General features: G+C 69.4%; 19 protein-coding genes and 1 pseudogene. 13 read left to right on the top strand and 7 right to left on the bottom strand.

Features of this window, described 5'->3' with window-relative positions; all coding sequences use genetic code 11:
* Window positions 1-41 precede the first annotated feature (41 nt).
* The 6 genes from scy (at window position 42) to AB0915_RS03735 (ending at window position 9115) form a co-directional block, all read left to right on the top strand.
* Window positions 42-3869 carry a polarized growth protein Scy gene (gene scy / locus AB0915_RS03760; protein ID WP_366689535.1) on the top strand — a complete coding sequence of 1276 codons (3828 nt, stop codon included), beginning with the start codon at window positions 42-44 and terminating at the stop codon, window positions 3867-3869.
* A gap of 185 nt (window positions 3870-4054) precedes the next feature.
* Entirely contained in the window at window positions 4055-4993 is a 939-nt protein-coding gene (locus AB0915_RS03755; RefSeq protein ID WP_366689534.1) for a cellulose-binding protein, read from the top strand.
* 86 nt (window positions 4994-5079) lie between these two features.
* Window positions 5080-6093, top strand: a complete 1014-nt coding sequence (locus tag AB0915_RS03750) for an ATP-binding cassette domain-containing protein (protein WP_366689533.1) — start codon at window positions 5080-5082, stop codon at window positions 6091-6093.
* Window positions 6094-6098: 5 nt separating this feature from the next.
* The gene (locus tag AB0915_RS03745; RefSeq protein WP_366689532.1) at window positions 6099-6878 is read left to right on the top strand and encodes an ABC transporter permease subunit; all 780 of its coding nucleotides are present in this window, start codon (window positions 6099-6101) and stop codon (window positions 6876-6878) included.
* A 207-nt stretch (window positions 6879-7085) separates the two neighbouring features.
* Window positions 7086-8243 (top strand): ABC transporter ATP-binding protein, encoded by a 1158-nt coding sequence (locus AB0915_RS03740; protein WP_366689531.1) that lies wholly within the window; start codon window positions 7086-7088, stop codon window positions 8241-8243.
* A complete protein-coding gene (locus AB0915_RS03735; protein ID WP_366689530.1) occupies window positions 8240-9115 on the top strand; it encodes an ABC transporter permease subunit in 876 nt (291 codons plus the stop codon). The genes AB0915_RS03740 and AB0915_RS03735 overlap by 4 nt, the downstream gene beginning before the upstream one ends.
* 21 nt (window positions 9116-9136) lie before the next feature.
* Here the strand turns inward: AB0915_RS03735 and AB0915_RS03730 are convergent, their stop codons facing one another.
* Entirely contained in the window at window positions 9137-9466 is a 330-nt protein-coding gene (locus AB0915_RS03730) for an ATP/GTP-binding protein (protein ID WP_366689529.1), read from the bottom strand.
* 198 nt (window positions 9467-9664) lie between these two features.
* Between AB0915_RS03730 and AB0915_RS03725 the strand changes: the two genes are divergently transcribed.
* On the top strand, window positions 9665-10717 hold the full coding sequence (locus AB0915_RS03725) for an LLM class flavin-dependent oxidoreductase (protein ID WP_366689528.1): 1053 nt from the start codon (window positions 9665-9667) through the stop codon (window positions 10715-10717).
* A gap of 77 nt (window positions 10718-10794) precedes the next feature.
* Here AB0915_RS03725 and AB0915_RS03720 read toward each other — a convergent pair whose 3' ends face one another.
* Window positions 10795-11187, bottom strand: a complete 393-nt coding sequence (locus tag AB0915_RS03720; protein ID WP_358857428.1) for an SCO5389 family protein — start codon at window positions 11185-11187, stop codon at window positions 10795-10797.
* 271 nt (window positions 11188-11458) lie between these two features.
* On the opposite strand from AB0915_RS03720, the pseudogene AB0915_RS03715 reads away from it, so the two are divergent.
* The 5 genes and pseudogenes from AB0915_RS03715 to nucS all read left to right on the top strand — a co-directional run.
* Window positions 11459-11557 (top strand): annotated as a pseudogene (locus AB0915_RS03715) (endonuclease); the annotation flags it as partial.
* Between the two features lie 70 nt (window positions 11558-11627).
* Window positions 11628-13304 carry a recombinase family protein gene (locus AB0915_RS03710; protein ID WP_366689527.1) on the top strand — a complete coding sequence of 559 codons (1677 nt, stop codon included), beginning with the start codon at window positions 11628-11630 and terminating at the stop codon, window positions 13302-13304.
* Between the two features lie 57 nt (window positions 13305-13361).
* Entirely contained in the window at window positions 13362-13616 is a 255-nt protein-coding gene (locus AB0915_RS03705) for a hypothetical protein (protein WP_366689526.1), read from the top strand.
* 923 nt (window positions 13617-14539) lie between these two features.
* Window positions 14540-14824: a GntR family transcriptional regulator gene (locus AB0915_RS03700; protein ID WP_366689525.1), complete on the top strand. Its 285-nt coding sequence runs from the start codon at window positions 14540-14542 to the stop codon at window positions 14822-14824.
* Window positions 14825-14855: 31 nt separating this feature from the next.
* On the top strand, window positions 14856-15527 hold the full coding sequence (gene nucS / locus AB0915_RS03695; protein ID WP_356393539.1) for an endonuclease NucS: 672 nt from the start codon (window positions 14856-14858) through the stop codon (window positions 15525-15527).
* A gap of 129 nt (window positions 15528-15656) precedes the next feature.
* Here the strand turns inward: nucS and AB0915_RS03690 are convergent, their stop codons facing one another.
* From AB0915_RS03690 to AB0915_RS03675, 4 genes are all read right to left on the bottom strand, one after another.
* Window positions 15657-18128, bottom strand: a complete 2472-nt coding sequence (locus AB0915_RS03690; RefSeq protein WP_366689524.1) for an ATP-binding protein — start codon at window positions 18126-18128, stop codon at window positions 15657-15659.
* A gap of 212 nt (window positions 18129-18340) precedes the next feature.
* Window positions 18341-18664, bottom strand: coding sequence for an STAS domain-containing protein (locus AB0915_RS03685; protein WP_266981423.1), 324 nt, complete (start codon window positions 18662-18664; stop codon window positions 18341-18343).
* Window positions 18665-18900: 236 nt separating this feature from the next.
* Complete coding sequence (locus AB0915_RS03680; RefSeq protein WP_366689523.1) at window positions 18901-19749, bottom strand: 3-hydroxyacyl-CoA dehydrogenase family protein; 849 nt, start codon at window positions 19747-19749, stop codon at window positions 18901-18903.
* Window positions 19750-19922: 173 nt separating this feature from the next.
* The gene (locus tag AB0915_RS03675; RefSeq protein WP_366689522.1) at window positions 19923-20564 is read right to left on the bottom strand and encodes a helix-turn-helix domain-containing protein; all 642 of its coding nucleotides are present in this window, start codon (window positions 20562-20564) and stop codon (window positions 19923-19925) included.
* Between the two features lie 272 nt (window positions 20565-20836).
* Between AB0915_RS03675 and AB0915_RS03670 the strand changes: the two genes are divergently transcribed.
* The gene (locus AB0915_RS03670) at window positions 20837-21409 is read left to right on the top strand and encodes a cob(I)yrinic acid a,c-diamide adenosyltransferase (RefSeq protein ID WP_366689521.1); all 573 of its coding nucleotides are present in this window, start codon (window positions 20837-20839) and stop codon (window positions 21407-21409) included.
* 61 nt (window positions 21410-21470) lie between these two features.
* On the opposite strand, the gene AB0915_RS03665 is transcribed toward AB0915_RS03670, so the two are convergent.
* Window positions 21471-22013 carry a hypothetical protein gene (locus AB0915_RS03665; RefSeq protein WP_366689520.1) on the bottom strand — a complete coding sequence of 181 codons (543 nt, stop codon included), beginning with the start codon at window positions 22011-22013 and terminating at the stop codon, window positions 21471-21473.
* Window positions 22014-22053 lie beyond the last annotated feature (40 nt).

Raw genomic sequence — 22053 nt, 5'->3', positions numbered from 1 at the left:
CGTTTGGAGAGTTGCGACCAGGGGACGGATGGGACCGCGCAGTGCGGGGCTACGAACGCCAGGAGAGCCACCGAGCTGAAGACGACCATCTCTCGCGGTTCGAAGCCAAGATGGACCGGCTGAGGACCGACCGGGAGAAGGCCGTCCAGCACGCCGAGGACCTCGGTTACCAGGTCGAGGTCTTGCGCGCCAAGCTGCACGAGGCTCGGCGCAATCTCGCGACCCGTCCCGCATACGACAGCGCGGACATCGGTTACCAGGCCGAACAGCTGCTCCGTAATGCCCAGATCCAGGCCGAACAGCTGCGCACCGACGCCGAGCGCGAGCTCCGCGACGCCCGGGCGCAGACGCAGCGGATCCTGCAGGAGCACGCCGAGCACCAGGCACGGCTGCAGGCCGAGCTGCACAACGAGGCCGTGCAGCGACGACAGCGCCTCGACCAGGAGCTGGCGGAGCGCCGCCAGACGGTCGAGTCGCATGTCAACGAGAACGTCGCCTGGGCCGAGCAGCTCCGGGCCAGGACCGAGTCCCAGGCCCGCCGGCTGCTGGACGAGTCCCGGGCCGAGGCCGAGCAGTCCCTGACGGCCGCCCGCGCCGAGGCCGCCCGGCTCGCCGACGAGACCCGGCACCGGCTCGGCTCCGAGGCGGAGTCCGCCCGTTCCGAGGCCGAGGCGATCCTGCTGCGCGCCCGGAAGGACGCCGAGCGGCTGCTGAGCGCCGCCTCCAGCCAGGCGCAGGAGGCCACCAGCCACGCCGAACAGCTGCGTACGTCGACGACCGCGGAGACCGAGCAGACCCGGCAGCAGACCGCCGAGCTGAACCGGGCCGCCGAGCAGCGCATGCAGGAGGCCGAGACGCAGCTGCGCGAGGCCCGCCTGGAGGCGGAGAAGGCCCTCGCCGAGGCGAAGGACGCCGCGGTCAAGCGGCTGGCCGGCGCCGAGTCGCAGAATGAACAGCGCACCCGTACGGCCAAGGCGGAGATCGCCCGGCTGGTCGGCGAGGCCACGAAGGACGCCGCGGCGCTGAAGGCGGAAGCCGAGCAGGCGCTCGCCGACGCCCGCACCGAGGCGGACCGGATCAAGTCGGAGGCGACCGAGAAGGCCCGCACGGCGGCCGTCGAGGACACCGCGGCCCAGCTCGCCAAGGCGGCCAGGACCGCCGAGGAGGTGCTGACCAAGGCGTCCGAGGACGCACGGTCGACCACGAAGGCGGCGAGCGAGGAGGCCGACCGGATCCGCCGCGAGGCGGAGGCCGAGGCGGACCGGCTGCGCGGCGAGGCCGCCGAACAGGCCGACCAGCTCAAGGGCGCGGCCAAGGACGACACCGAGGAGTACCGGGCCAGGACCGTCGAGCTGCAGGAGGAGGCCCGCAGGCTGCGCGGCGAGGCCGAGCAGCTGCGCTCCGAGGCGGTCGCCGAGGGCGAGCGGATCAGGGGCGAGGCCCGCCGCGAGGCCGTCCAGCAGATCGAGGAGGGCGCGAAGACCGCCGAGGAGCTGCTGTCCAAGGCGAAGGCGGACGCCGAGGAACTGCGGACCGCCGCGGGCACCGAGAGCGACCGGGTCCGTACCGAGGCCGTCGAGCGCGCCACGGCCCTGCGCACCCAGGCCGAGGAAGCGCTGGAGCGGGCCCGTGCCGAGGCCGACCGGCTGCGTACGGAGTCCGAGGAGCAGGCGGAGTCCACCTCGGCCGCGGCCGAGGAGGCGGCGGCCGGGCTCCGGGAGGAGACCGAGCGTACGGTCGCCGCCCGGCAGGCCGAGGCCGCCGACGAGCTGGCCCGGCTGCACACCGAGGCCGAGACCCGGGTTGCCGCCGCCGAGCAGACGCTGGCGGACGCGCGCGGCGAGGCGGAGCGGATCCGCCGCGAGACGAACGAGGAGTCCGAGCGGCTGCGCGCGGAGGCCGCCGAGCGGCTGCGCGCCCTGCAGACACAGGCGGAGACCGAGGCCGAGCGGCTGCGCGACGAGGCCGCGGCGGACGCGTCGCAGTCGCGTGCCGAGGGCGAGTCCGTCGCCGTACGGCTGCGCAGCGAGGCGGCCGCCGAGGCGGAGCGGCTCAAGTCCGAGGCCCAGGACAGTGCCGACCGGGTAAGGGCCGAGGCCGCGGCCGCCGCCGAACGCGTGGGCACCGAGGCCGCCGAGGCGCTGGCCGCCGCGCAGGAGGAGGCGAACCGGCGCCGCCGCGAGGCGGAGGAGACCCTCGACGCGGCGCGCACCGAGGCGAACCAGGAGCGCGAGCGCGCCCGCGAACAGAGCGAGGAGCTGCTCGCCTCCGCCCGCAAGCGGGTCGAGGAGGCACAGGCCGAGGCGCACCGCCTGGTCGAGGAGGCGGACGCGCGGGCGACCGAGATGGTCTCCGCGGCCGAGCAGACCGCCCAGCAGGTACGGGACTCGGTCTCCGGGCTCCAGGAGCAGGCCGAGGCGGAGATCGCCGGGCTGCGTTCCACCGCCGAGCACGTGGCGGAGCGGACGAAGGCCGAGGCGCAGGAGGAGGCGGACCGGGTCCGCGCCGATGCGCACGCGGAGCGGGAGCGGGCGAGCGAGGACGCGAGCCGGATCCGCCGGGAGACGCAGGAGGAGTCCGAGGCCGCCAAGGCGATGGCCGAACGGACCGTCAGCGACGCGATCACCGAGTCGGAGCGGCTGCGTTCGGACACCGCGGAGTACAGCCAGCGGATGCGTACCGACGCTTCGGACGCGCTGGCGTCGGCCGAGCAGGATGCCTCCCGCAGTCGCGCGGAGGCCCGCGAGGACGCCAACCGGATGCGTTCGGACGCCGCGGCGCAGGTCGACCGGCTCGTCGGCGAGGCGACGGGCGAGAGCGAGCGGATCCGTACCGAGGCGACAGAGCAGGCGACGACCCTCGTCAGCGACGCCACGGCCCGGGCCGACCAGCTGCTCGGCGAGGCGACCGACGAGGCGGAGCGGCTGCGCGCGGAGGCGGCGGCCACTGTCGCCTCGGCGCAGGAGCACGCGGCACGCACCCGTGAGGAATCGGAGCGGGTGCGCACCGACGCGGAGGCGGCGGCCGAGCAGCTGCGCGGCGAGGCCCGCGCGGAGGCGGACCGGTTGCTCGACGAGACGCGCGAGGCGGCGGCGAAGCGCCGTGCGGACGCCGCCGAGCAGGCCGACCAGCTCATGAACAAGGCCCAGGAGGAGGCGCTGCGCGCCGCCACCGAGGCCGAGGAGCAGGCCGACACGATGGTCGGCGCGGCCCGCAAGGAGGCCGTACGGATCACCTCCGAGGCGACCGTCGAGGGCAACACCCTGGTGGAGCGGGCGCGTACGGACGCGGACGAGCTGCTGGTCGGTGCGCGCCGGGACGCCACGGCCATTCGGGAGCGGGCGGAGGAACTCCGGGCGCGTACGGAGAGCGAGATCGAGCAGCTGCACGACCGGGCCCGGCAGGAGACCTCCGAGCAGATGAAGACGGCGGGCGAGCGCGTCGACAAACTGATGAAGGCGGCGACCGAGCAGCGCGAGGAGGCCGCGGCAAAGGCGAAGGAGTTGCTGGCGGACGCGAATTCGGAGGCGAGCAAGGTCCGGATCGCCGCGGTGAAGCGGGCCGAGTCGCTGCTGAAGGAGGCCGAGCAGAAGAAGGCCAGCATGGTCCGCGAGGCCGAGAAGCTGCGGGCCGACGCCGAGCAGGAGGCGAAGCGGACGGTCGACGAGGGGCAGCGCGAGCTCGACCTCCTGGTGCGCCGGCGCAAGGACATCAACACGGAGATCTCCCGCGTCCAGGACGTATTGGAGGCGTTGGAGTCCTTCGAGGCACCGACGGGCGGCGGAAAGAGTACGGGTGGCGGGTCCACCGGCGTCAAAGCCGGAGCCTCGGCAGGCACTCGATCGAGTGGCAAGTCATCCGATGGGTAGTCGGCCGGCCATGTCACGTGCTTCGACAAGAGCGTTCAACCCTCCGAGTGGCAAGGGTTCCGGGGGTCAGCCACCCAAAAGGGGTGTCATTCTCCAGATCAAACGGGCATCCACTCGATGACACGCCGCCCGGGCCCCTAGGATTCCCTCTATCACCTCACCGGTCTTACTTCGACAGGAACCCCATGAGTGACCCTTCCTCCCCCTTCGGCTTCGAGCTCGTGCGGCGTGGTTACGACCGCGGTCAGGTGGATGACCGCATTACCAAGCTCGTCGCCGACCGTGATAGTGCTCTGACCCGCATCACGTCTCTGGAAAAGCGCATCGAGGAACTCCACCTCGAAACGCAGAACGCCCAGGCCCAGGTGAACGACGCGGAGCCGTCGTACGCGGGTCTCGGTGCGCGTGTGGAGAAGATTCTCCGCCTCGCCGAGGAGGAGGCGAAGGACCTGCGCGAGGAGGCCCGTCGCGCCGCCGAGCAGCACCGCGAGCTCGCCGAGTCGGCCGCCCAGCAGGTGCGCAACGACGCCGAGTCGTTCGCCTCCGAGCGCAAGGCGAAGGCCGAGGACGAGGGCGTCCGCATCGTCGAGAAGTCCAAGGGTGAGGCCAACGCGCTGCGTACCGAGGCCCAGAAGGACGCGGCGCAGAAGCGCGAGGAGGCCGACGCCCTCTTCGAGGAGACCCGCGCCAAGGCCGCCCAGGCCGCCGCGGACTTCGAGACCAACCTGGCCAAGCGCCGCGACCAGTCGGAGCGCGACCTCGCGTCCCGTCAGGCCAAGGCCGAGAAGCGCCTCGCCGAGATCGAGCACCGCGCCGAGCAACTCCGCCTGGAGGCCGAGAAGCTCCGTACGGACGCCGAGCGCCGGGCGCGTCAGACCGTGGAGACCGCGCAGCGCCAGTCCGAGGACATCGTGGCCGACGCGAACGCCAAGGCCGACCGGATCCGCAGCGAATCCGAGCGCGAACTGGCGGCGCTCACCAACCGCCGCGACTCCATCAACGCGCAGCTGACCAACGTCCGCGAGATGCTGGCGACGCTGACCGGTGCCGCGGTGGCCGCCGCGGGTTCGCCGGTGGACGACGAGCCCGTCACCCGTGGTGTCCCGGCTCAGCAGACCCGCTGACGCCGCGGTACCTCAGCTGTACCCTTTGCGCGCCCGGTTCCGCCCTTGTGGTGGCGCCGGGCGCGTGGCCGTTCTAGCGTGAACGCATGATCGAGCTTGATGGCCTCACCAAGCGCTTCGGCAACAAGGTTGCCGTCGACCACCTTTCATTCCAGGTCAGACCTGGAATGGTGACGGGTTTTCTGGGCCCGAACGGGGCGGGCAAGTCCACCACGATGCGCATGATGCTCGATCTCGACAACCCGACCAGCGGATCGGTACGGATCGACGGCAGGCACTACCGTGAGCTGTTGGAACCCCTGAAGCACATCGGTGCGCTGCTCGACGCCAAGTCGATGCACGGAGGACGCAGCGCGTACAACAATCTGCTCTGTCTCGCGCAGAGCAATCGCATCCCGGAGAGCCGCGTCCCGGAAGTCCTCGACACCGTCGGCCTGAGCGCGGTGGCGAAGAAGAAGTCGAAGTCGTTCTCCCTCGGAATGGGCCAGCGGCTCGGAATCGCGGCCGCGCTGCTCGGCGATCCCGAGATCCTGATGTTCGACGAGCCCGTCAACGGTCTGGACCCCGAGGGAATTCACTGGATCCGCAATCTGATGAAGACACTCGCGGCGGAAGGCCGGACGATCTTCGTCTCCTCGCATCTGATGAGCGAAATGGCACTCACCGCGGACCATTTGATCGTCATCGGCCAGGGCCGGCTGCTCGCCGACACCTCGATGGCCGATTTCATCCACCAGAACTCGCGCAGTTACGTACGGATGCGCTCCCCGCAGCAGGAACGGCTGCGTGATGTGCTGCACGAGGCGGGCATCGTCGTGGTCGAATCGGGGAGCGGCGTGCTGGAGATCGACGGCGCCACCGGCGAACAGCTCGGCGAGCTGGCCGCGCAGCACCAGATCGTGCTGCATGAGCTGAGCTCCCAGCGGGCCTCGCTGGAGGAGGCGTTCATGCAGATGACGGCGGACTCCGTGGAGTACCACGCCCATGCGGACCACGCCGGGTGGCCGCCACCGCCCGCGGGCCCCCGGTGGGGCGAGCAGTGGAACCAGCAGCACGGCAGCTTCACGTCCGGCACCTCCGGCACCGGAAAGGGGGCGTGACGACGATGGCATCGGTACCCGCGGTCCTGACCTCCGAGTGGACCAAGATCCGTACGGTCTCCTCCACCACCTGGACCCTGATCTCCGCGTTCGCCGTCACCGCGGCGATGAGCGCGGCGCTCTGCGCACTGATGAACTCCCAGTTCGACGAACTCCCCCCGGTGGAGCAGGCCACCTTCGATCCGGCCCTCCTCAGTTTCTCCGGGATGGTCCTCGGTCAGCTCGCGATGGTCGTCTTCGGTGTCCTGGTGGTCAGCACGGAGTACAGCTCGGGCATGATCCGTACCTCGCTGGCGGCCGTGCCGCAGCGCGGTTCGTTCCTCTTCAGCAAGATCCTGGTCGCCGGTGTGCTGTCGCTGGTGGTCGGGCTGGCCACCAGTTTCGCCACGTTCTTCCTCGGCCAGGCCCTCCTCGGCGACCATCGCACGGACATCGGTGCGGAGAATGTCCTGCGTGCGGTCTTCGGCGGCGGCATCTACATGGGGCTGATCGCGATCTTCTCCATGGGTGTGGCGACGATGCTGCGGAGCTCGATGCTGTCGCTCGGCATCCTGATGCCGTTCTTCTTCCTCGTCTCGCAGATCCTGTCGGCGGTCCCGGGCGCCAAGAACGTGGCCCGCTACTTCCCCGACCAGGCGGGCTCCAAGATCATGCAGGTGGTTCCGGCCGCCATGAACAGCGAGCCGGCGCCGTACGGGCCGTGGGGCGGGCTCGGCATTCTGACCGCATGGGTGGCCGCCGCGCTGATCGGCGGGTACCTCGTGCTCAAGAAGCGGGACGCGTAGGCGGCAGGTCCGACTGGGATTCGGTCAGTACCTCGACGCCTCCGGCGACCTGCGGTTCTACGACGACCTGCCGCCTCTCGGCGACTCGCTCCCCTGAACGGCTTGGCCGAAACCGTCAAAGCCTGGATATCCTCCTAACTCTTACGGGGGGCGTGCGGCCTGACGGCCTGGGCCCCGACGACAGATAAAAGTCGATGGGGCTGAAGCATGATCGAGGCAGTCGGCCTGACCAAGCGCTACGGCGCGAAGACGGCCGTGTACAACCTTTCCTTCCAGGTGCGGCCCGGCGCCGTCACTGGATTCCTCGGTCCCAACGGGTCGGGCAAGTCCACCACGATGCGCATGATGCTCGGCCTGGACCAGCCGACGTCCGGCCATGTGACGATCGGCGGGCATCCCTTCCGCAGCCTGCCGAACGCGCCGCGCCAGGTGGGTGCGCTGCTGGACGCCAAGGCGGTGCACGGAGGCCGCAGCGCCCGCAACCACCTGCTCTCGCTGGCGCAGCTCTCGGGTATCCCGGCCGCCCGGGTCGACGAGGTGCTCGGCGTCGTGGGCCTGCAGGACGTCGCCAGGAAGCGGTCCAAGGGCTTCTCGCTCGGCATGGGGCAGCGGCTCGGGATCGCGGCGGCGCTGCTGGGCGACCCGCAGGTGCTGCTCTTCGACGAGCCCGTCAACGGTCTCGACCCGGAGGGCATTCTCTGGGTCCGCAATCTGATGCGCTTGCTGGCGTCCGAGGGCCGTACGGTCTTCGTTTCCAGCCATCTGATGAGCGAGATGGCGCTCACCGCCGATCATCTGATCGTGATCGGGCGTGGGCAACTGCTCGCCGATATGAGCGTCAAGGACTTCATCTCCGCCAACTCGGCCGATTTCGCACGGGTACGGGTCCCGGATGCGCAGCCCGAGCAGCGGGAGAAGCTGACCGCCGCGCTCACCGAGGCGGGCGGCCAGGTCATGTCGGAGCCGGATGGGGCCCTGCGGGTCACCGGGCTGCAGCTGCCGCGGATCAGTGACCTGGCGCACGGGGCGGATGTGCGGCTGTGGGAGCTCTCACCGCACCAGGCCTCGCTGGAGGAGGCGTACATGCGGATGACGCAGGGCGCCGTGGACTACCGCTCGACGGTGGACCAGAAGGCCGGGCTGCAGCAGCCCGTGCCGGGCGGCGGATACGCACCGCCGCTGCCGACCGTCCCTGAGGTGCCGCAGCAGGGCTGGTACGCCCCGCCGCCGCCCGGACAGAACCCGTACACGGCACCCCCCGGGGCCGCCCCGGCCGTGCCCACGACCGCAGCCGCCGCACCCGCCGCGCCCGCAGCCGGCCCCGCAGACCTGACCAAGCGCGACACCAGCGAGGACGCCCGATGACAACGCCGCCGACTCCGCAGGCGCCGTACCAGCAGCAGGCGCAGCAGTACCCGCAGCAGAACTGGGCGCCCGCGCCCACCGGTCCGTACACCTCGCCGATCCCGGAGCGCCGCGCGACCCTCGCCGACGCGCTCGCCTCCGAGTGGACCAAGATCCGCTCCGTGCGCTCCACGATGTGGACGCTCGGCATCATGATCGTGCTGCTGCTCGGCATCGGAGTGCTGTCGGCCGTCGCCGTCAACATGTCCGGCCCCGAGCTCGGCTCCACCAAGGTGCTCAGCTTGGGCTTCTTCGGGGTACTTCTCGGTTCGATCTGTGTGATCACGCTCGGCGTGATGACCATCGCCGCCGAGTACGGCACCGGCATGATCCGTACGACACTGACGGCCTGCCCCAGCCGCGCCCGGGTGCTGAGCGCGAAGGCGATCGTCTTCTTCCTGCTCACCTTCACCATCACGACCGTGACGACCACGCTCGTCGCCGTGCTGCAGACGGCCATCCTGGACGGCGCTACCGCCAGCGGTGACGACTGGCTACGCGCGACGGTCGGCGTCGGTCTCTACATCGCGACCCTGGGACTGCTGTCGCTCGCGGTCGGCGCCCTCATCCGGCACTCCGCCGGCGCGATCACGATCATGATCGCGGTGGTACTGCTGCCGCTGGTTCTGGCCATGTTCATGTTCGCGCGGTCGCTCGCCAGGGTGCAGCAGGCGCTCTTCGAGTACTCGATCCCCAGCCAGCTCGGCGGGCTGTACGACGCCTCGGTCTCCACGTCGGGGCCGTCCGGCTGGGAGCCACTGTGGATCATGCTGGGCGTCACGGCCGTGGCCTTGGCCGGCGCCTATGTGTCGCTGGACCGGCGCGACGCCTGACCGGTCACCGGCCGGCGGAACTCAGTAGCGCGGCGCGTTCCTGGACCGCTGCACCCTTGTGGTGCGGCGGTCCTTCGCGTTCCAGCACGCCTTGTGCCAGTGCCTGCGGTCGTCGATCCCGCCGTACTCGGGCCAGGCGACGAGGTGCGGTACGCCGGACGGGATCTCCTGGTCGCAGCCGGGGCAGCGGTACCGCTTGCCCGCCGCGCTCGCGCCGCTCACCGGGCGCACCGACCACTGCTCGCCCTGCCACTCCTCGGCGCGCCCGCCCCCGCCGTAGCGCTCCCCCGGGACACTCGCGCTGCCGGTGGGACTCTCGCCGCCTCGGGGACGGTTACGGCGCGGGGACACGTGACACCTCACGGGGCAGGCTGGGCAGTTCCCGTCAAGCGTAGGGCCATTCGGCCGGCGCAGGAGTCCGGTACGGCCCAGGACAGGACGGGTTACCGGAAAATCGCAACAACTTCGCCGCGGACCGTGCCTTTGGCACGTGTCAGGCGTTGTTGCCGGTAGGGGAGAGCCGCGTCGGCCACAAGGAGGTAATCGGCGATGCGCGTGGGAACGTTCGTACTGGCAGCCCAGTTTCCGGGGCAAGGGCCGGGGGAAGCGCTGCATCGCGCGATCCGGTCCACCGAGGTCGCGGAGGAATCCGGGCTCGATTCGGTCTGGCTCGCAGAACATCATTTCGTGCCGTACGGGGTCTGCCCGTCCGCCGTCACGCTGGCCGCGCTGCTGCTCGGCCGCACCCGCAGGATCCGGGTCGGTACGGCGGTCAGCGTGCTGCCGAACCAGCATCCGGTGGCGCTCGGCGAACAGGCCGCGCTGCTCCAACTCACCAGCGGGGGCAGGTTCTCCCTCGGCGTGGGACGGGGCGGGCCCTGGGTGGACCTGGAGGTGTTCGGAGGGGGCCTGGAGGCGTACGAGAAAGGCTTCCCCGAGTCGTTGGACCTGCTGCTCGACTGGCTGCGCAAACCACGCGTGGCGGGCAACGGGGAGCGATTCGGCTTCCGTGAGGTCGCGGTGGTCCCCCGGACCGACGAGCTGCTCGACGAGAACGACGGGAATGGCACGCAAGGGCCGGGCGGCCCCGAGGTGATCGTCGCGTGCACGTCGCCGAAGAGCGTGAAACTCGCCGCCGAGAACGGCCTGCCGATGCTCCTCGGAATGCACTGCGGCGACGAGGAGAAGGCCGAGATGGTCGGCCTGTGGGGTTCGACCGCGCTCGCCGCGGGCCGGTCGCCCGAGAGTGTCCGGGAAGCGGGCCATGTCTCCGCGGGCGTCGCCCAGATCGCGGACCGGTCCGCGGAGGCCGTGGAGACACTCACGAAGGCGATGCCGGGGTGGCTGCGACAGGGACTGGACGCCCATGTGACGGTCGACGGCAGGCACCGCGTGATGCGCGACCCGGTCGCCTATACGGAGTTGCTCTGCGGCCTTCATCCGGTGGGCCCGCCCCGGCTCGCCGCCGACCGGCTCGCCGCGACCGCCGAGCGGACGGGCATCACCAGGTTCGCGCTCCTGGTGGAGGGTTCGGGAGATCTGGCGGCCACGGAGGAGAACGTAGCGCGGCTGGGCACCGAGGTACTGCCACTACTGACATGAACACCCGTAGGAGTACGGGGAGCTGCCGCCCCAGAGCCAGTTGCACCTCCTGCGGCCCGGAGCGGCAGCAGAAGCGTTCAGCAGTCCCGTAGTTCGGGCGACTGGTTGAGCAACTGACCCCTCACCGAAGTGAATCGGGCCAGCCGCTCGTCGACCGAGGCGTCCAGCGGGAACACCGCGACGCGGTGGCAGTTCTGGAATGCCAGGCGCACCCCGAAGTGCCGCTGCAGCGCACCGCGTATCGCATCACTCGCGAGCGCACGCAGCAGCTGACCACGTGCCTGCTCGTCCGGCGGAGGCGTCTGGTTGTCGGCGAAATCTCCGCCGTCGACCTTCAGCTGGGCCACCAGAGAGCTGATCATCTCCCATGCGTAGGGCAGGGAGGTCCGGACGCAGTCGACGAAGTCGGCTTCGTCGACCTCGCCTCGCTCGGCCTGTTCCAACAGCGCCGGTGAGACGTCGAGCGACATGGGTTCTCCTCTCGCGACCCCGGCGGACGGCCGGGGCCTTACGGGCAGGGAAGAGGGACGGCGACGCAGCGTACACGCACGGCGACCTCATGCTTCCACGGTAAGCGCGCAGTCCGGGCCGCACCAGGAGATTGGGAACACAACCGGCCAATAACGAAGGTGCGCAAAGAGGGGCAAGCCCGAGGTCCTGAAGCGCTGTGATGGGCGGTGGCGATGGGGCGGCGGAGGGAGAATCGCGCCGGGCACCCGTCGTCGAGTAGCGCTGCCGACCATGCGTCTCGTCATCGCCCGCTGCTCCGTGGACTACGCGGGCCGGCTCACGGCCCACCTGCCCTCCGCACGGCGTCTCATCCTGGTGAAGATGGAAGGTTTGACTTGTAGTTCTCCAAACGCCCGCTACCTTTGGCCTGCACACGTTCGCGGACCAAGGGGAGGCAGTCATGCGCGTGTTGGCCGTCAAGCGCATCAGCCGAGACACGGAGTCGTCGTCGGCGCTAGAGCGTCAAGGGCTCGAACTCTCGGAAGCCATCGTCAAGGGCAGTCACACGGTCGCGGGGTGGGTGGAGGACGCGACCGTGTCCGGGGCCGTGAACCTGGATCAGCGGCCGTCGCTCGGGAAGTGGTTGCGGGCGCCCCTGGTTCATGAGTGGGACGCTCTCATGGTGACCACGCAGGACCGGATTAGCCGGGACGACATGCACTGGTGGTCATTCATTCAGTGGGTGCTGACGAACGAAAAGAGCATCCTTATTTTGGATGATCCCGCATTCGACATTACGACGCCGAATGGTCGCATGGTCGCGGGCGTCAAGGCCACTCAGGCAGCCAACTACCGAAACGCCGTCAAGGAAAAAAAGCTTAAGCAGACTAAGCACTACCGCGACGAAAACCTTTGGCCCGGCGGTACGTGGCCATTCGGCCACCGCGCGGTCGCCTTCATGCACAACGGCGCATCTCGGTGGCGTCTCGAAATCGACCCGGTAACGGGGCCCCTAGTGCAGGAGGCTTACGACCGCGTCGTCAATAAGGGTGATTCGCTGGGGGCTATCGCTAAGGATTGGAACGAGCGGGGAATCCTGACTGCCCTTGATCACATGCGCCGCGTGAACGCGCAAGAGGGCCGAATCGGTGTGAAGACCGAGGTTAAGGGCACCAAGTGGACCACTAGCACGATGACGGCCGTATTCACTAAGAAATCTCTCATGGGCTACGCCATGCACAAGGGTGAGCCGATTATCCGTCACGGCTTGCCCGTCACTTGGACTGACCCTCTTCTCACCGAGGACGAGTGGGAAAAGATGCAAGAGGTGATGACTAAGAGGGCGCGAGGTAAGGGCGGCCCGAAGCGTACCGCTACGCATCTTGCCGGGGTGGTCTTCTGCCAGTGCACCGAGCCCCTTTACTCGAACACTTCCAGGCGGAAGCTGATAGACGGAACGGTTAGGGAATACAGCTACTACCTGTGCCGCTCCTGGGGCCGTAAAGACGGCACCCGGTGCGATTGGGTTACGTCCTGGCCTAAAGCCACGCTTGAAGACACTATTACCAGCCTCCTTTTGAGCTATGTGGGAGACCTGGAGATCATGACTCGCACCTATGTTCCGGGAGTCGATAAGTCCGGGGAGATTGGGCGAATCACAAAGGCGCTGGACAACCTTACCGGCCACCTGACCAGCGTTAAGCCCGGCAGCGCTGGGGCACAATCGGTTATCCGGAGCATGGAGGAACACGAATCCGCACTGAAGACGCTAAAGGCTATGCCGGTAATCCCCTCCCGGTGGATAGAGGAAGGTACCGGGGTCACGTACCGGCAGCAGTGGGAGCGGGACGACTGGACGGCTCGCGGTGAACTACTCCGCAAGACTGGAATCTTCCTCTACATGGGGGGCACACCCAAAACCCCGTACAGCCACCTCTTCCTTCCGGACAACTTGGCCGAGCGTCTAAGCGATGCTCACTCGGGACGGGTGGCCGCAGATCTAGAGGAATGGCAAGAGACTGTGCGAAAGATAGCCAAGGAGGGCACCGACTTCCCTATCCCGCAAGCGGGACCGGACCAAACGATAGAAGGAGGGCGGATACAGGCCACCCTACAAAAGGGCCCGAGTACTATTTAAAACCAGGTGCGCAAGTATCTTTCGCGCAATTGAATCGATTAAGACAGCGGTGCGGCAATGGAAAAGAACTCGGCCTACCTTCTCTGGCATGTGCATCACCGCGCGGAGGAGGACGGCGAGATTCGCCACTTCAAGACCGAGGATGACTTCTGGGCAGACGAAGAAGGAGGCGACGACGTGAAACTTCTCGGGGTCTACTCAAGCCGCGAAAAAGCGGAATCGCGGATCATCGAGGCTCGAAAGTCGCCAGGATTCTCCAACGAGCCGCTGTGCTTCCACATCGACCATTACACCATCGACGACGACGAGTAGACCGAGGGCTTCGTGACGGTATGACATTGCACGCCGACTCATGACCACGTTCCCCCAGTTGGACTGAGCCCGCCCCCGCCCGCACATGGGCGGGGGCGGCATCGGCTCCGGAGGCGGGGACGCCGAGGGCCGATGCCGGTCACAGGAACGAGCTCGGCGGAGCCGGGCCTGATGCCTGCCCTCTGGGGTGCCGAGTGGTGTTACGAATTGCTGCCGGGTAGCACGCTTGCTGATGTGACGCACACGCACGGCTTTGACCGTGTGCCCGCTGGCGTTAAGCGGGCCGTACGCGGCCGTCTGAGACACGACGAGAGGGCCCCCGGAATCCGGGGGCCCTCTCGTCGTGTCCGGCCCTCTGCGGGTCCTCTGCTGGACTTTGGTGGCCCCACCGGCGGGGGAACCGGTGGGGCCGTGCCGACACGCTAGGCGAGATTCTCGCCGTCCCTAACGTGTCGGGGCTTTTCCGCCCGCTCCTCTTCAGTCTCCGGGCGGATGCTTTCCTCTCGGTGCGTACGGCGCCATTCAGCGGTCATGGTGATGGGCATAGCGGGCGTTGGGGTACTCAGCATTAGCGATCACCCTTCCGGGCACGTGGTGTGCCGGTAGACAACAAGCGGCGAGCCCGACGGCCTTTCGAGGCCTCCCCGTTTCACTGGCTCCAGGCGCTTAATCGACTTGAGGCAGGCTGAACATGTCGCGCCCTTAGGCGCGTAGGTGACGTACTCCCATTGGTTGGCGGACGTCGTGTCGAGCGTTGTTCGATCCCGGTAGTCTTCCAACTGTCTGCGCTCCATTCAGCGTTGACCGGCCCCGGGGCGTTACAGCGCCGCCGGGGCACCCTTTGGGGGTAGCCGCATCGTATCGCCTTGTATCGCTACGTAGCTGCAAATGCCGACACGTGGCCCGACGCCTAGCGTCAAGGCATGGACATTGATCCGGATGCAGAGATTGACCAGGGGGCACCGCTCACGCCGTACCGGCAGCTGGCGGAGATCATTAAGGCCCGCATCGAACGGGGCGACTGGGCCCCGGGGCGGGCCATTGCCAGCGAAACTCAGCTAGTGCAGCAATACGGCCTGGCGCGCACCACGGTCCGCCGGGCAATCGCCGTCCTGGTGGAAGAGGGCCGGGTGTTCACCGTGCCCCAGAGGGGGACGTTCGTGTCCCAGGGTGGGGAGTCGGCCCCGGCCGACCGAGACGGGGCCTAGCGGGGCCTGTGGGCCCCGTAGGCTGGCTCCCATGCGTCTCGTCATCGCTCGTTGCACCGTGGACTACGTCGGCCGACTGTCCGCCCACCTGCCCTCCGCTAAGCGTTTGGTCATCTTGAAGACCGACGGGAGCGTCTCCATCCATGCCGACGACAGGGCGTACAAACCCCTCAACTGGATGTCACCGCCCTGCACCCTGAAGGAGGGCGCCGACGACACCGAAGGCGTCTGGACCGTGGTGAACAAAGCGGGCGAAAAACTGATCATCACGATGGAGGAGATCCTCCACGACTCCTCGCACGAACTGGGCGTCGATCCGGGCCTCATCAAGGACGGCGTGGAAGCGCACCTGCAGGAACTCCTCGCCGACCGGATCGAGATCCTCGGCGAGGGCTACACGCTGATCCGCCGCGAATACCCCACCGCCATCGGCCCGGTCGACATCCTGTGCCGGGACGCGGACGGGAAGACCGTGGCCGTGGAGCTGAAGCGCCGCGGTGACATCGACGGCGTGGAGCAGCTGACCCGCTATCTGGAGCTGCTCAACCGCGATCCCCACCTCGCCCCGGTGAAGGGCATCTTTGCGGCGCAGGAAATCAAGCCGCAGGCCCGGGTGCTGGCGACGGACCGCGGAATCGGCTGCGTGGTGCTCGACTACGACGCCATGCGCGGCATCGAGGACGACAAGCTCCGCCTGTTCTGACCACGACCTCCGCACCACGGAAGGCCCCGGACCCGCGCTGCGCGGTCCGGGGCCTTCCTCGTCTGCGCGGACGTGCGCTTACGGCTTCCCCCGCGGCAGGGAGCCCACTCCCTGTCGTGGGGGAGGCCGTCAGGCCACGGCCGGTTCCGGAGAGCTGCCGGACGCGCTCGCCGTCGTGGACGGACCGTTCGCCGAGTCGGAGGCGCCCGGGGATGTCGTGTCCGTCGGGGTCTCGGTCGGGGTGGGGGTGCCGGTCGTCTCCGTCTCCGTCGGGGTCGGAGTGGCCGTCTTGTTCGGCGTCTTCGTGGGTGTCCTGGTCGGCGACTCGGTGGGCGTGCCCGGGGAGCTGGGCCTCCCGCTCGTCGGCCGGCCCGGACTCGGGCTGTCGCTCGGCCCGCTCGACTCCGAGGACGGTGCACCGCTGCCGCTCGGGGTGACCTGGCTGCCGGAGGGTCCCGGCGACCGGGGCGAGCCGCTCGACGAGGCCCCGCCCGGTGTCGAGTCGTCCGCCGGCTCGTCGGCCGGGAGCCCGTTCTCGCTGTCGTCCCCGCCCGTCGACTGCTCGGTCGAGACGCTTCCGCCGTCCTGGGCGTCGCTGCTGGGCATCATGCCGAGCGTCACCACGGTGCCGAGCACCGCGGCCAGCAGGACGCCCACGCCCGCCGCGACCAGATTGCGCCGGGCGCCGCCCAGCACCGCCTTACGGCCGCCGAATCCACCGGTGCCGGATGCCGGGGCGATCCGGGATATCAGCGCGGTGTCGTCCTCGGACATCCGCGGCAGCACGATCGTCCCGGCCGCGGGTATGCCGCCGGGCGGCGACACAGATGCGTCGTACCGCGCGGCCGGCACCTCCTCGCCCGCCGGTGTGCGACCGCCGGGCAACGTGCCGGAGCGGTCCGCGACCAGGGCGAGTGCCCGGCGTCCGGCCACCGCCCCGGACTTGTCGGCGAGCGCGCCGCGCATGCCGATGGAGGTCTCCAGTTCGGCCCTGGCCCGGTCCGGATTCCCGTTGCAGAGCGCGAGAACGCCCAGCTCGTGATGGAAGTAGGCCTCCTCCGCGACCTCACCGGCGATCCTGGCGGCCTCCTGGCCCAGCCGCAGGGTCTTCTCCCAGCCGCTCCAGTGCAGCCCGGCCGCGAAGGCGGGGGCGGCACTGCGGGCCAGCAGCACGGCGGCGCTGGCCTGTCCGGCCCCGTCGCCGGGGACCAGCCGGGTCATGGCCACGACGATCGCGTCGGCCTCGGCGACCACGCGGGCCGCGGTGACCGAGGGGTGCCCGGCCCACCAGGCGTAGTGCTGGGCGGCGGTGCGGGCCCGGTCGTCCGCGTCCTCGCCATATCCGGCGGCCTCCAGCTGGGCGACGACTCCGGGGGCCAGCCGGTAGCGGGAACCGGCCGGCGACAGCAGTCCGCAGCCGGCCAGCTCACCGAGCGCGGCATCGGCGTGGGTGTCACCCACGAGCGCAGGCAGATGCGCCTGGTGCGGCACCTCGCCGCCGAGCGCGACCGCGAAGTGCAGGGCGTCGCGTGCCGGGCCGCTCAGCCGGGAGGCGAGCAGTGCGGCGGGTGCCGCGCCCTCGCCGAGGCTGGGCAGCGGTACGTCCAGCCCATCGGCGCCCTTCGCGAAGACGTCGTCGACGGGCCGGCCCTCGACGTAGCCCTGCTCGTCGTAGGCGGCCGGGTCGGCGCGCAGCATGTCGCGCCGGCGCAGCAGGGCGCCCGCCTGGACGAAGCGCAGCGGCAGCCCCTCGGACTCGAACCAGAGGTCACCCGCCCAGTTCGCCTCGTCGTCGGTGAGCGGCCGCTCGACGACGTGTTCCAACAGCTCGACGGAGGCGCTGCGGCCCAGTCCTGCGAGGAAGACCTCGTCGAGGTGCGCGTCGGCGGCCGGCGCCGGGACGTCGGGGGTCGTGGCCACCAGGAAAGCGCACTCGGGCGTCGCGTCGAGCAGCTCGTCCAGCGCGGCCCCGCCGAACTCCAGGTCGTCGAGGACGACGACGGCGCCGACGGACCGGAGCTTCTCGAGAAGTACGGCGCGGTCGGGGCGGAGCAGCGGTGCGTCGTAGACCGCCTCGAAGAGCCCGTACAGCAGGTCCGTGACGGTGCGCTTGAGGCCGGAGAGCCGGACGACTCCGTCCGGTGCGAGGTCCGCGCAGTCGGCGGCGACGGCGCTCAGCAGCGCCGTGCGGCCGGACCCGGCCGGCCCCGTGAGCCGTACCGAGCGGCCGCGCGCCAGCAGGCGCACCAGCCGCTCACGCTCTTCCTGGCGCTCCAGGAGCGGCAGTTGGGGGGCGGGCGGACCCGGTGGTACGGGCGGTGCGGCGGCACGCTCGCGGTCGGCGCGCTCGGCGGCGTTGCGGCGGACCGGCACGGGGGGCTGCTCGCCCGGCGGGCAGAGCTCGACCTCGCTGCCGTCGACCGGGTTGACGGTGAGCAGGAAGTCGCCGGAGACGACCTGCACGACACGCGCCCGCTGCATCGCCTGCTGACCGAAATCGCTGGTCAGCGGCGCGCGGAGCTGCGCTCGCCGTCCGCTTTCCTCGCCGTGGCCGTCATTGTCCTGGCCGAAATCCTCCGGCCCCCGGTGTATCGGGTCCATCGCCAAAGTCCCCCAGACGCGTCGCGCGGTTGCCCCTCCCGGCCTCGCACGCACCGCTGTCGCCTCTGGTCCGGTGTCCGCCCCATGGGTTCCGTCATTCGGGGGACGGCCGAACCCTAGACCGTCGCCCCGTATCCACAAACCATCGGGGTGCCACGCCGCCCAGGACGTCACGGTCTCGTGAGGATTGTGCGTGTTCGGATGAACGCCCTCTACACCCGCGGCAGGGAGTCTGCGGCGATTCCACCCTCGATGGCCAGAATGCGGTGCAGTCGGGTCGCCACCAGCAGGCGCTGCATCTGCGGCGGCACTCCGCGGAGCACCAGCCGCCGCCCGGCCCGCCCGGCCCTCCGGTGTGCGCCCATGATGACGCCCAGTCCGGTGGCGTCCCAGGAATCCAGCTCGGTCAGGTCGAGCACCAGGTCGCCGACTCCGTCGTCGAGGGCGGAGTGCAGGACCGTACGGGCGTCCGCCGCGCTCCGGACGTCGAGGCGGCCCCCGACGACCAGCTCGGTGTGGTCGCCCCTGATATGCATATGTGCTCCCCGGAAATACTCCATGGACGGTCCGTCTGCCTGTTCCTGCCCCTGCTCCGTCTCTGCCACAACTGACTGTGCCGGCCACAGGGAAGTTGCCGTCTGTAAGCGAACCGATACCGAATTCACTCCGTGGAGTGACATCGGCCCGCTGAAGGTCCACCGCAGCCGGGAGCCTCCCCCGGCTGCCCCGGGCCTGATCGACGGCAGATCAGGCACCCGGGGGCCGAATGCGATCAGTAGGTGTAGAAGCCCTGCCCGCTCTTGCGGCCGATGTCACCTGCGTCGACCATCCGGCGCATCAGCTCCGGTGCCGCGAACTTCTCGTCCTGCGACTCGGTGTAGATGTTGGAGGTGGCGTGCAGCAGGATGTCGACGCCGGTCAGGTCCGCCGTCGCGAGGGGGCCCATGGCGTGACCGAAGCCCAGCTTGCAGGCGATGTCGATGTCCTCGGCTGAGGCAACACCCGACTCGTACAGCTTGGCGGCCTCGACGACGAGCGCCGAGATCAGCCGGGTGGTGACGAAGCCGGCGACGTCACGGTTGACCACAATGCAGGTCTTGCCGACGGACTCGGCGAACTCACGCGCGGTGGCGAGGGCTTCGTCGCTGGTCTTGTAGCCGCGTACGAGCTCGCAGAGCTGCATCATCGGGACCGGTGAGAAGAAGTGCACACCGACGACGCGCTCCGGGCGCTCCGTGACAGCCGCGATCTTGGTGATCGGGATGGCGGAGGTGTTGGAGGCGAGGACGGCGTCGTCCCGCACGATCTTGTCGAGGGCGCGGAAGATCTCGTGCTTGACCTCGAGCTTCTCGAAGACGGCCTCGACGACGACGTCCGCGTCGGCGACGGCGTCGAGATCGGTGGTCATGGTGATGCGGGCCAGCGCGGCGTCGGCGTCGGCCGCCTCCAGCTTCCCCTTGGAGACGAACTTGTCGTACGAGGCCTTGATGCCGTCGAGACCACGGGTCAGGGCCGCGTCGGTGACATCGCGCAGCACGACGTCCCAGCCCGCCTGGGCGGAGACCTGCGCGATACCGGACCCCATGAGTCCGGCCCCGATGACGGCGAGCTTCCTGGCCACGTTCGCACCCCTTTGTGTTCGGCCCCGACGGGCGTCGTCCGCGACGACGGTCGGGACGGATTCTTAACGGTTGTTCACATGCTCTCCGGCGGAGATTAGTACCCGTGAGGCGCGCTGGGGCGGCGAAGAGATGCGCGTCACGTCTCACATGACGGACATCACACCGGGACGCGTCATTCGGCAGCGCGTCGCGCGTAGTTGAGCACCTTGTCCCCGAGCACGTCCTCCATCTCGTCGAGAAGGACGAGGGCTGCGCGGGATACCTCGGCGGGCTTGCGGCCGGCGACCATCTCGCGGCTGATGTGGCCGAGCAGGGTGGAGTGGACCCAGGAGAGCTGACCGGCCACCAGCAGCGGCAGCGGGTCGCCGGAGCCGGTGCCTGCCTCCTCGCGCAGGGTCGTCTCCAGGTGGACGAGCGCGTCCTGCTGGACGTACCAGAGGCGGGCCTTGAGGCTGTCGGCCTCCTGGACGACCCGCATGAAGCGCTCGTACCCCTCGATCAGGCCGACCGTCGGCGAGACGCCTTCGACCTGGATGCGCAGTTCACGCAGAACGGCGTCGGCGGCGGACTCGCCCCGGTCGCGGCCGCGCACGTACCGCGAGAGGCGGCCGACGACATCGCTGCTGCGGTCGAGGAACAAGTCCTCCTTGGTGGGGAAGTAGTTGTAGACCGTGTTCACGGAGACGTCCGCGGCCCGCGCGATCTCGGCGATGGTGACCACGTCGAAGCCGCGCTCCAGGAAGAGGGCGGTGGCCACGTCCGAGAGGTGCTGTCTGGTCTGCTGCTTCTTCCGCTCCCTGAGTCCCTCAGCCATAGCACCATCCTAGTTTCGCTGGCGTCGCTTAATTTTTGGGCTGCCGGCAAACTTTCATGGACTCTGTTTTTGTGGTGCCATGCCGGTCATCACCGCAACCGCGCCCGCCCGGACCTTCGCGATCGGACGCGTCCCCGTCGAAACGGTCCGCTCCGTCAACCTCCGCGTCGAGGGCGGCGAGATCCTCGGCTTCCGGCCCCCTTGCGATCGCACGCACCGGACGACGCTCCTCATGGGGCAAACCTGCCGGTCACGGCACTAGGCTCGGCCGCATGGTCAATCTGACGCGCATCTACACCCGTACCGGTGACCAGGGCACGACCGCCCTCGGCGACATGAGCCGCACCGCCAAGACCGATCTGCGGATCTCGGCGTACGCCGACACCAATGAGGCCAATGCCGTCATCGGTACGGCGATCGCGCTCGGGCAGCTGCCGAAGGAGGTCGTGAAGGTCCTCGTCCGGGTGCAGAACGACCTGTTCGACGTGGGTGCGGATCTGTCGACGCCGGTCGTCGAGGAACCGAAGTACCCCCCGCTGCGGGTCGAGCAGCACTACGTCGACCGGCTGGAGGCGGACTGCGACCACTTCCTGGAGCAGCTGGAGAAGCTGCGGTCCTTCATCCTGCCGGGCGGTACGCCGGGGGCGGCGCTGCTGCACCAGGCGTGCACGGTGGTCCGGCGGGCCGAGCGGTCCACCTGGGCGGCGCTGGAGGTGCACGGCGAGGTGATGAACGCGCTGACCGCGACGTACCTCAACCGCCTCTCCGACCTCCTGTTCATCCTCGCGAGGACGGCGAACAAGGAAGTCGGCGACGTGCTGTGGGTACCGGGCGGGGAGCGGTAGGACGGGGCCCCTTCGTCCCGTCCGGCCTTCGAGGACAACGTCTGCCGGACGGGACGGGCCCCTACCGCTCCGCCTTCGCCCGCTTCGGGAACACTGTGTAGCTCACGGCGATGATCAGGTTGATCCCGATCACGAAGAGCATCGTCTGCTGCCAGGACCGCAGCGACGCCACGTCCCCGTCCCCGCCCACGTACCAGATCGCCCCCTGCAGCAGCGCCAGCGCGGTCACCGCCGCGAGCACCCACCGCCCCGCGACCCGCCACTCGTGGACCGCCCTCGGCATCCCGTACTTCGGCGGTTTCACCGGCGGCGGGCCGCCTGCGAACCGGTGGGCGACGCGGGCATCGACCCACATGATGGTCGAGTGGCCGAGTCCGACGGTGAAGCCGATGTACACCGCGGCCAGCCCGTGCTTCCAGTCCGGCTGGGCGCCGTTCTTCAGGTCGATGGCCGTCACCACCAGCAGCGCGAGCTCCAGCAACGGCTCGCACAGCAGCAGTGCGGCCCCGAGCCTCGGCTTCTTCGCCAGGTACCGCATCGCGAGTCCCGCGGCCAGCAGCACCCAGAAAGCGATCTCGCAGAACACGATCAGCGTGACGATCACGGCACTTCTCCTCCCGTTCCCCTTCATCCTGCTCGTTCCA

Source organism: Streptomyces sp. NPDC048411 (assembly GCF_040704695.1).
GTDB lineage: Bacteria > Actinomycetota > Actinomycetes > Streptomycetales > Streptomycetaceae > Streptomyces.
This window is presented reverse-complemented; position numbering and strand designations above follow the sequence as displayed.

Excerpts from the sequence above, each read along its gene's own strand:
- AB0915_RS03755 (WP_366689534.1), top strand. The coding sequence starts at position 4,055 with ATGAGTGACCCTTCCTCCCCCTTCGGCTTCGAGCTCGTGCGGCGTGGT.
- AB0915_RS03750 (WP_366689533.1), top strand. The coding sequence starts at position 5,080 with ATGATCGAGCTTGATGGCCTCACCAAGCGCTTCGGCAACAAGGTTGCC.
- AB0915_RS03745 (WP_366689532.1), top strand. The coding sequence starts at position 6,099 with ATGGCATCGGTACCCGCGGTCCTGACCTCCGAGTGGACCAAGATCCGT.
- AB0915_RS03740 (WP_366689531.1), top strand. The coding sequence starts at position 7,086 with ATGATCGAGGCAGTCGGCCTGACCAAGCGCTACGGCGCGAAGACGGCC.
- AB0915_RS03735 (WP_366689530.1), top strand. The coding sequence starts at position 8,240 with ATGACAACGCCGCCGACTCCGCAGGCGCCGTACCAGCAGCAGGCGCAG.
- AB0915_RS03725 (WP_366689528.1), top strand. The coding sequence starts at position 9,665 with ATGCGCGTGGGAACGTTCGTACTGGCAGCCCAGTTTCCGGGGCAAGGG.
- AB0915_RS03720 (WP_358857428.1), bottom strand. The coding sequence starts at position 11,187 with ATGTCGCTCGACGTCTCACCGGCGCTGTTGGAACAGGCCGAGCGAGGC.
- AB0915_RS03710 (WP_366689527.1), top strand. The coding sequence starts at position 11,628 with ATGCGCGTGTTGGCCGTCAAGCGCATCAGCCGAGACACGGAGTCGTCG.
- AB0915_RS03705 (WP_366689526.1), top strand. The coding sequence starts at position 13,362 with ATGGAAAAGAACTCGGCCTACCTTCTCTGGCATGTGCATCACCGCGCG.
- AB0915_RS03700 (WP_366689525.1), top strand. The coding sequence starts at position 14,540 with ATGGACATTGATCCGGATGCAGAGATTGACCAGGGGGCACCGCTCACG.
- nucS (WP_356393539.1), top strand. The coding sequence starts at position 14,856 with ATGCGTCTCGTCATCGCTCGTTGCACCGTGGACTACGTCGGCCGACTG.
- AB0915_RS03690 (WP_366689524.1), bottom strand. The coding sequence starts at position 18,128 with ATGGACCCGATACACCGGGGGCCGGAGGATTTCGGCCAGGACAATGAC.
- AB0915_RS03685 (WP_266981423.1), bottom strand. The coding sequence starts at position 18,664 with ATGCATATCAGGGGCGACCACACCGAGCTGGTCGTCGGGGGCCGCCTC.
- AB0915_RS03675 (WP_366689522.1), bottom strand. The coding sequence starts at position 20,564 with ATGGCTGAGGGACTCAGGGAGCGGAAGAAGCAGCAGACCAGACAGCAC.
- AB0915_RS03670 (WP_366689521.1), top strand. The coding sequence starts at position 20,837 with ATGGTCAATCTGACGCGCATCTACACCCGTACCGGTGACCAGGGCACG.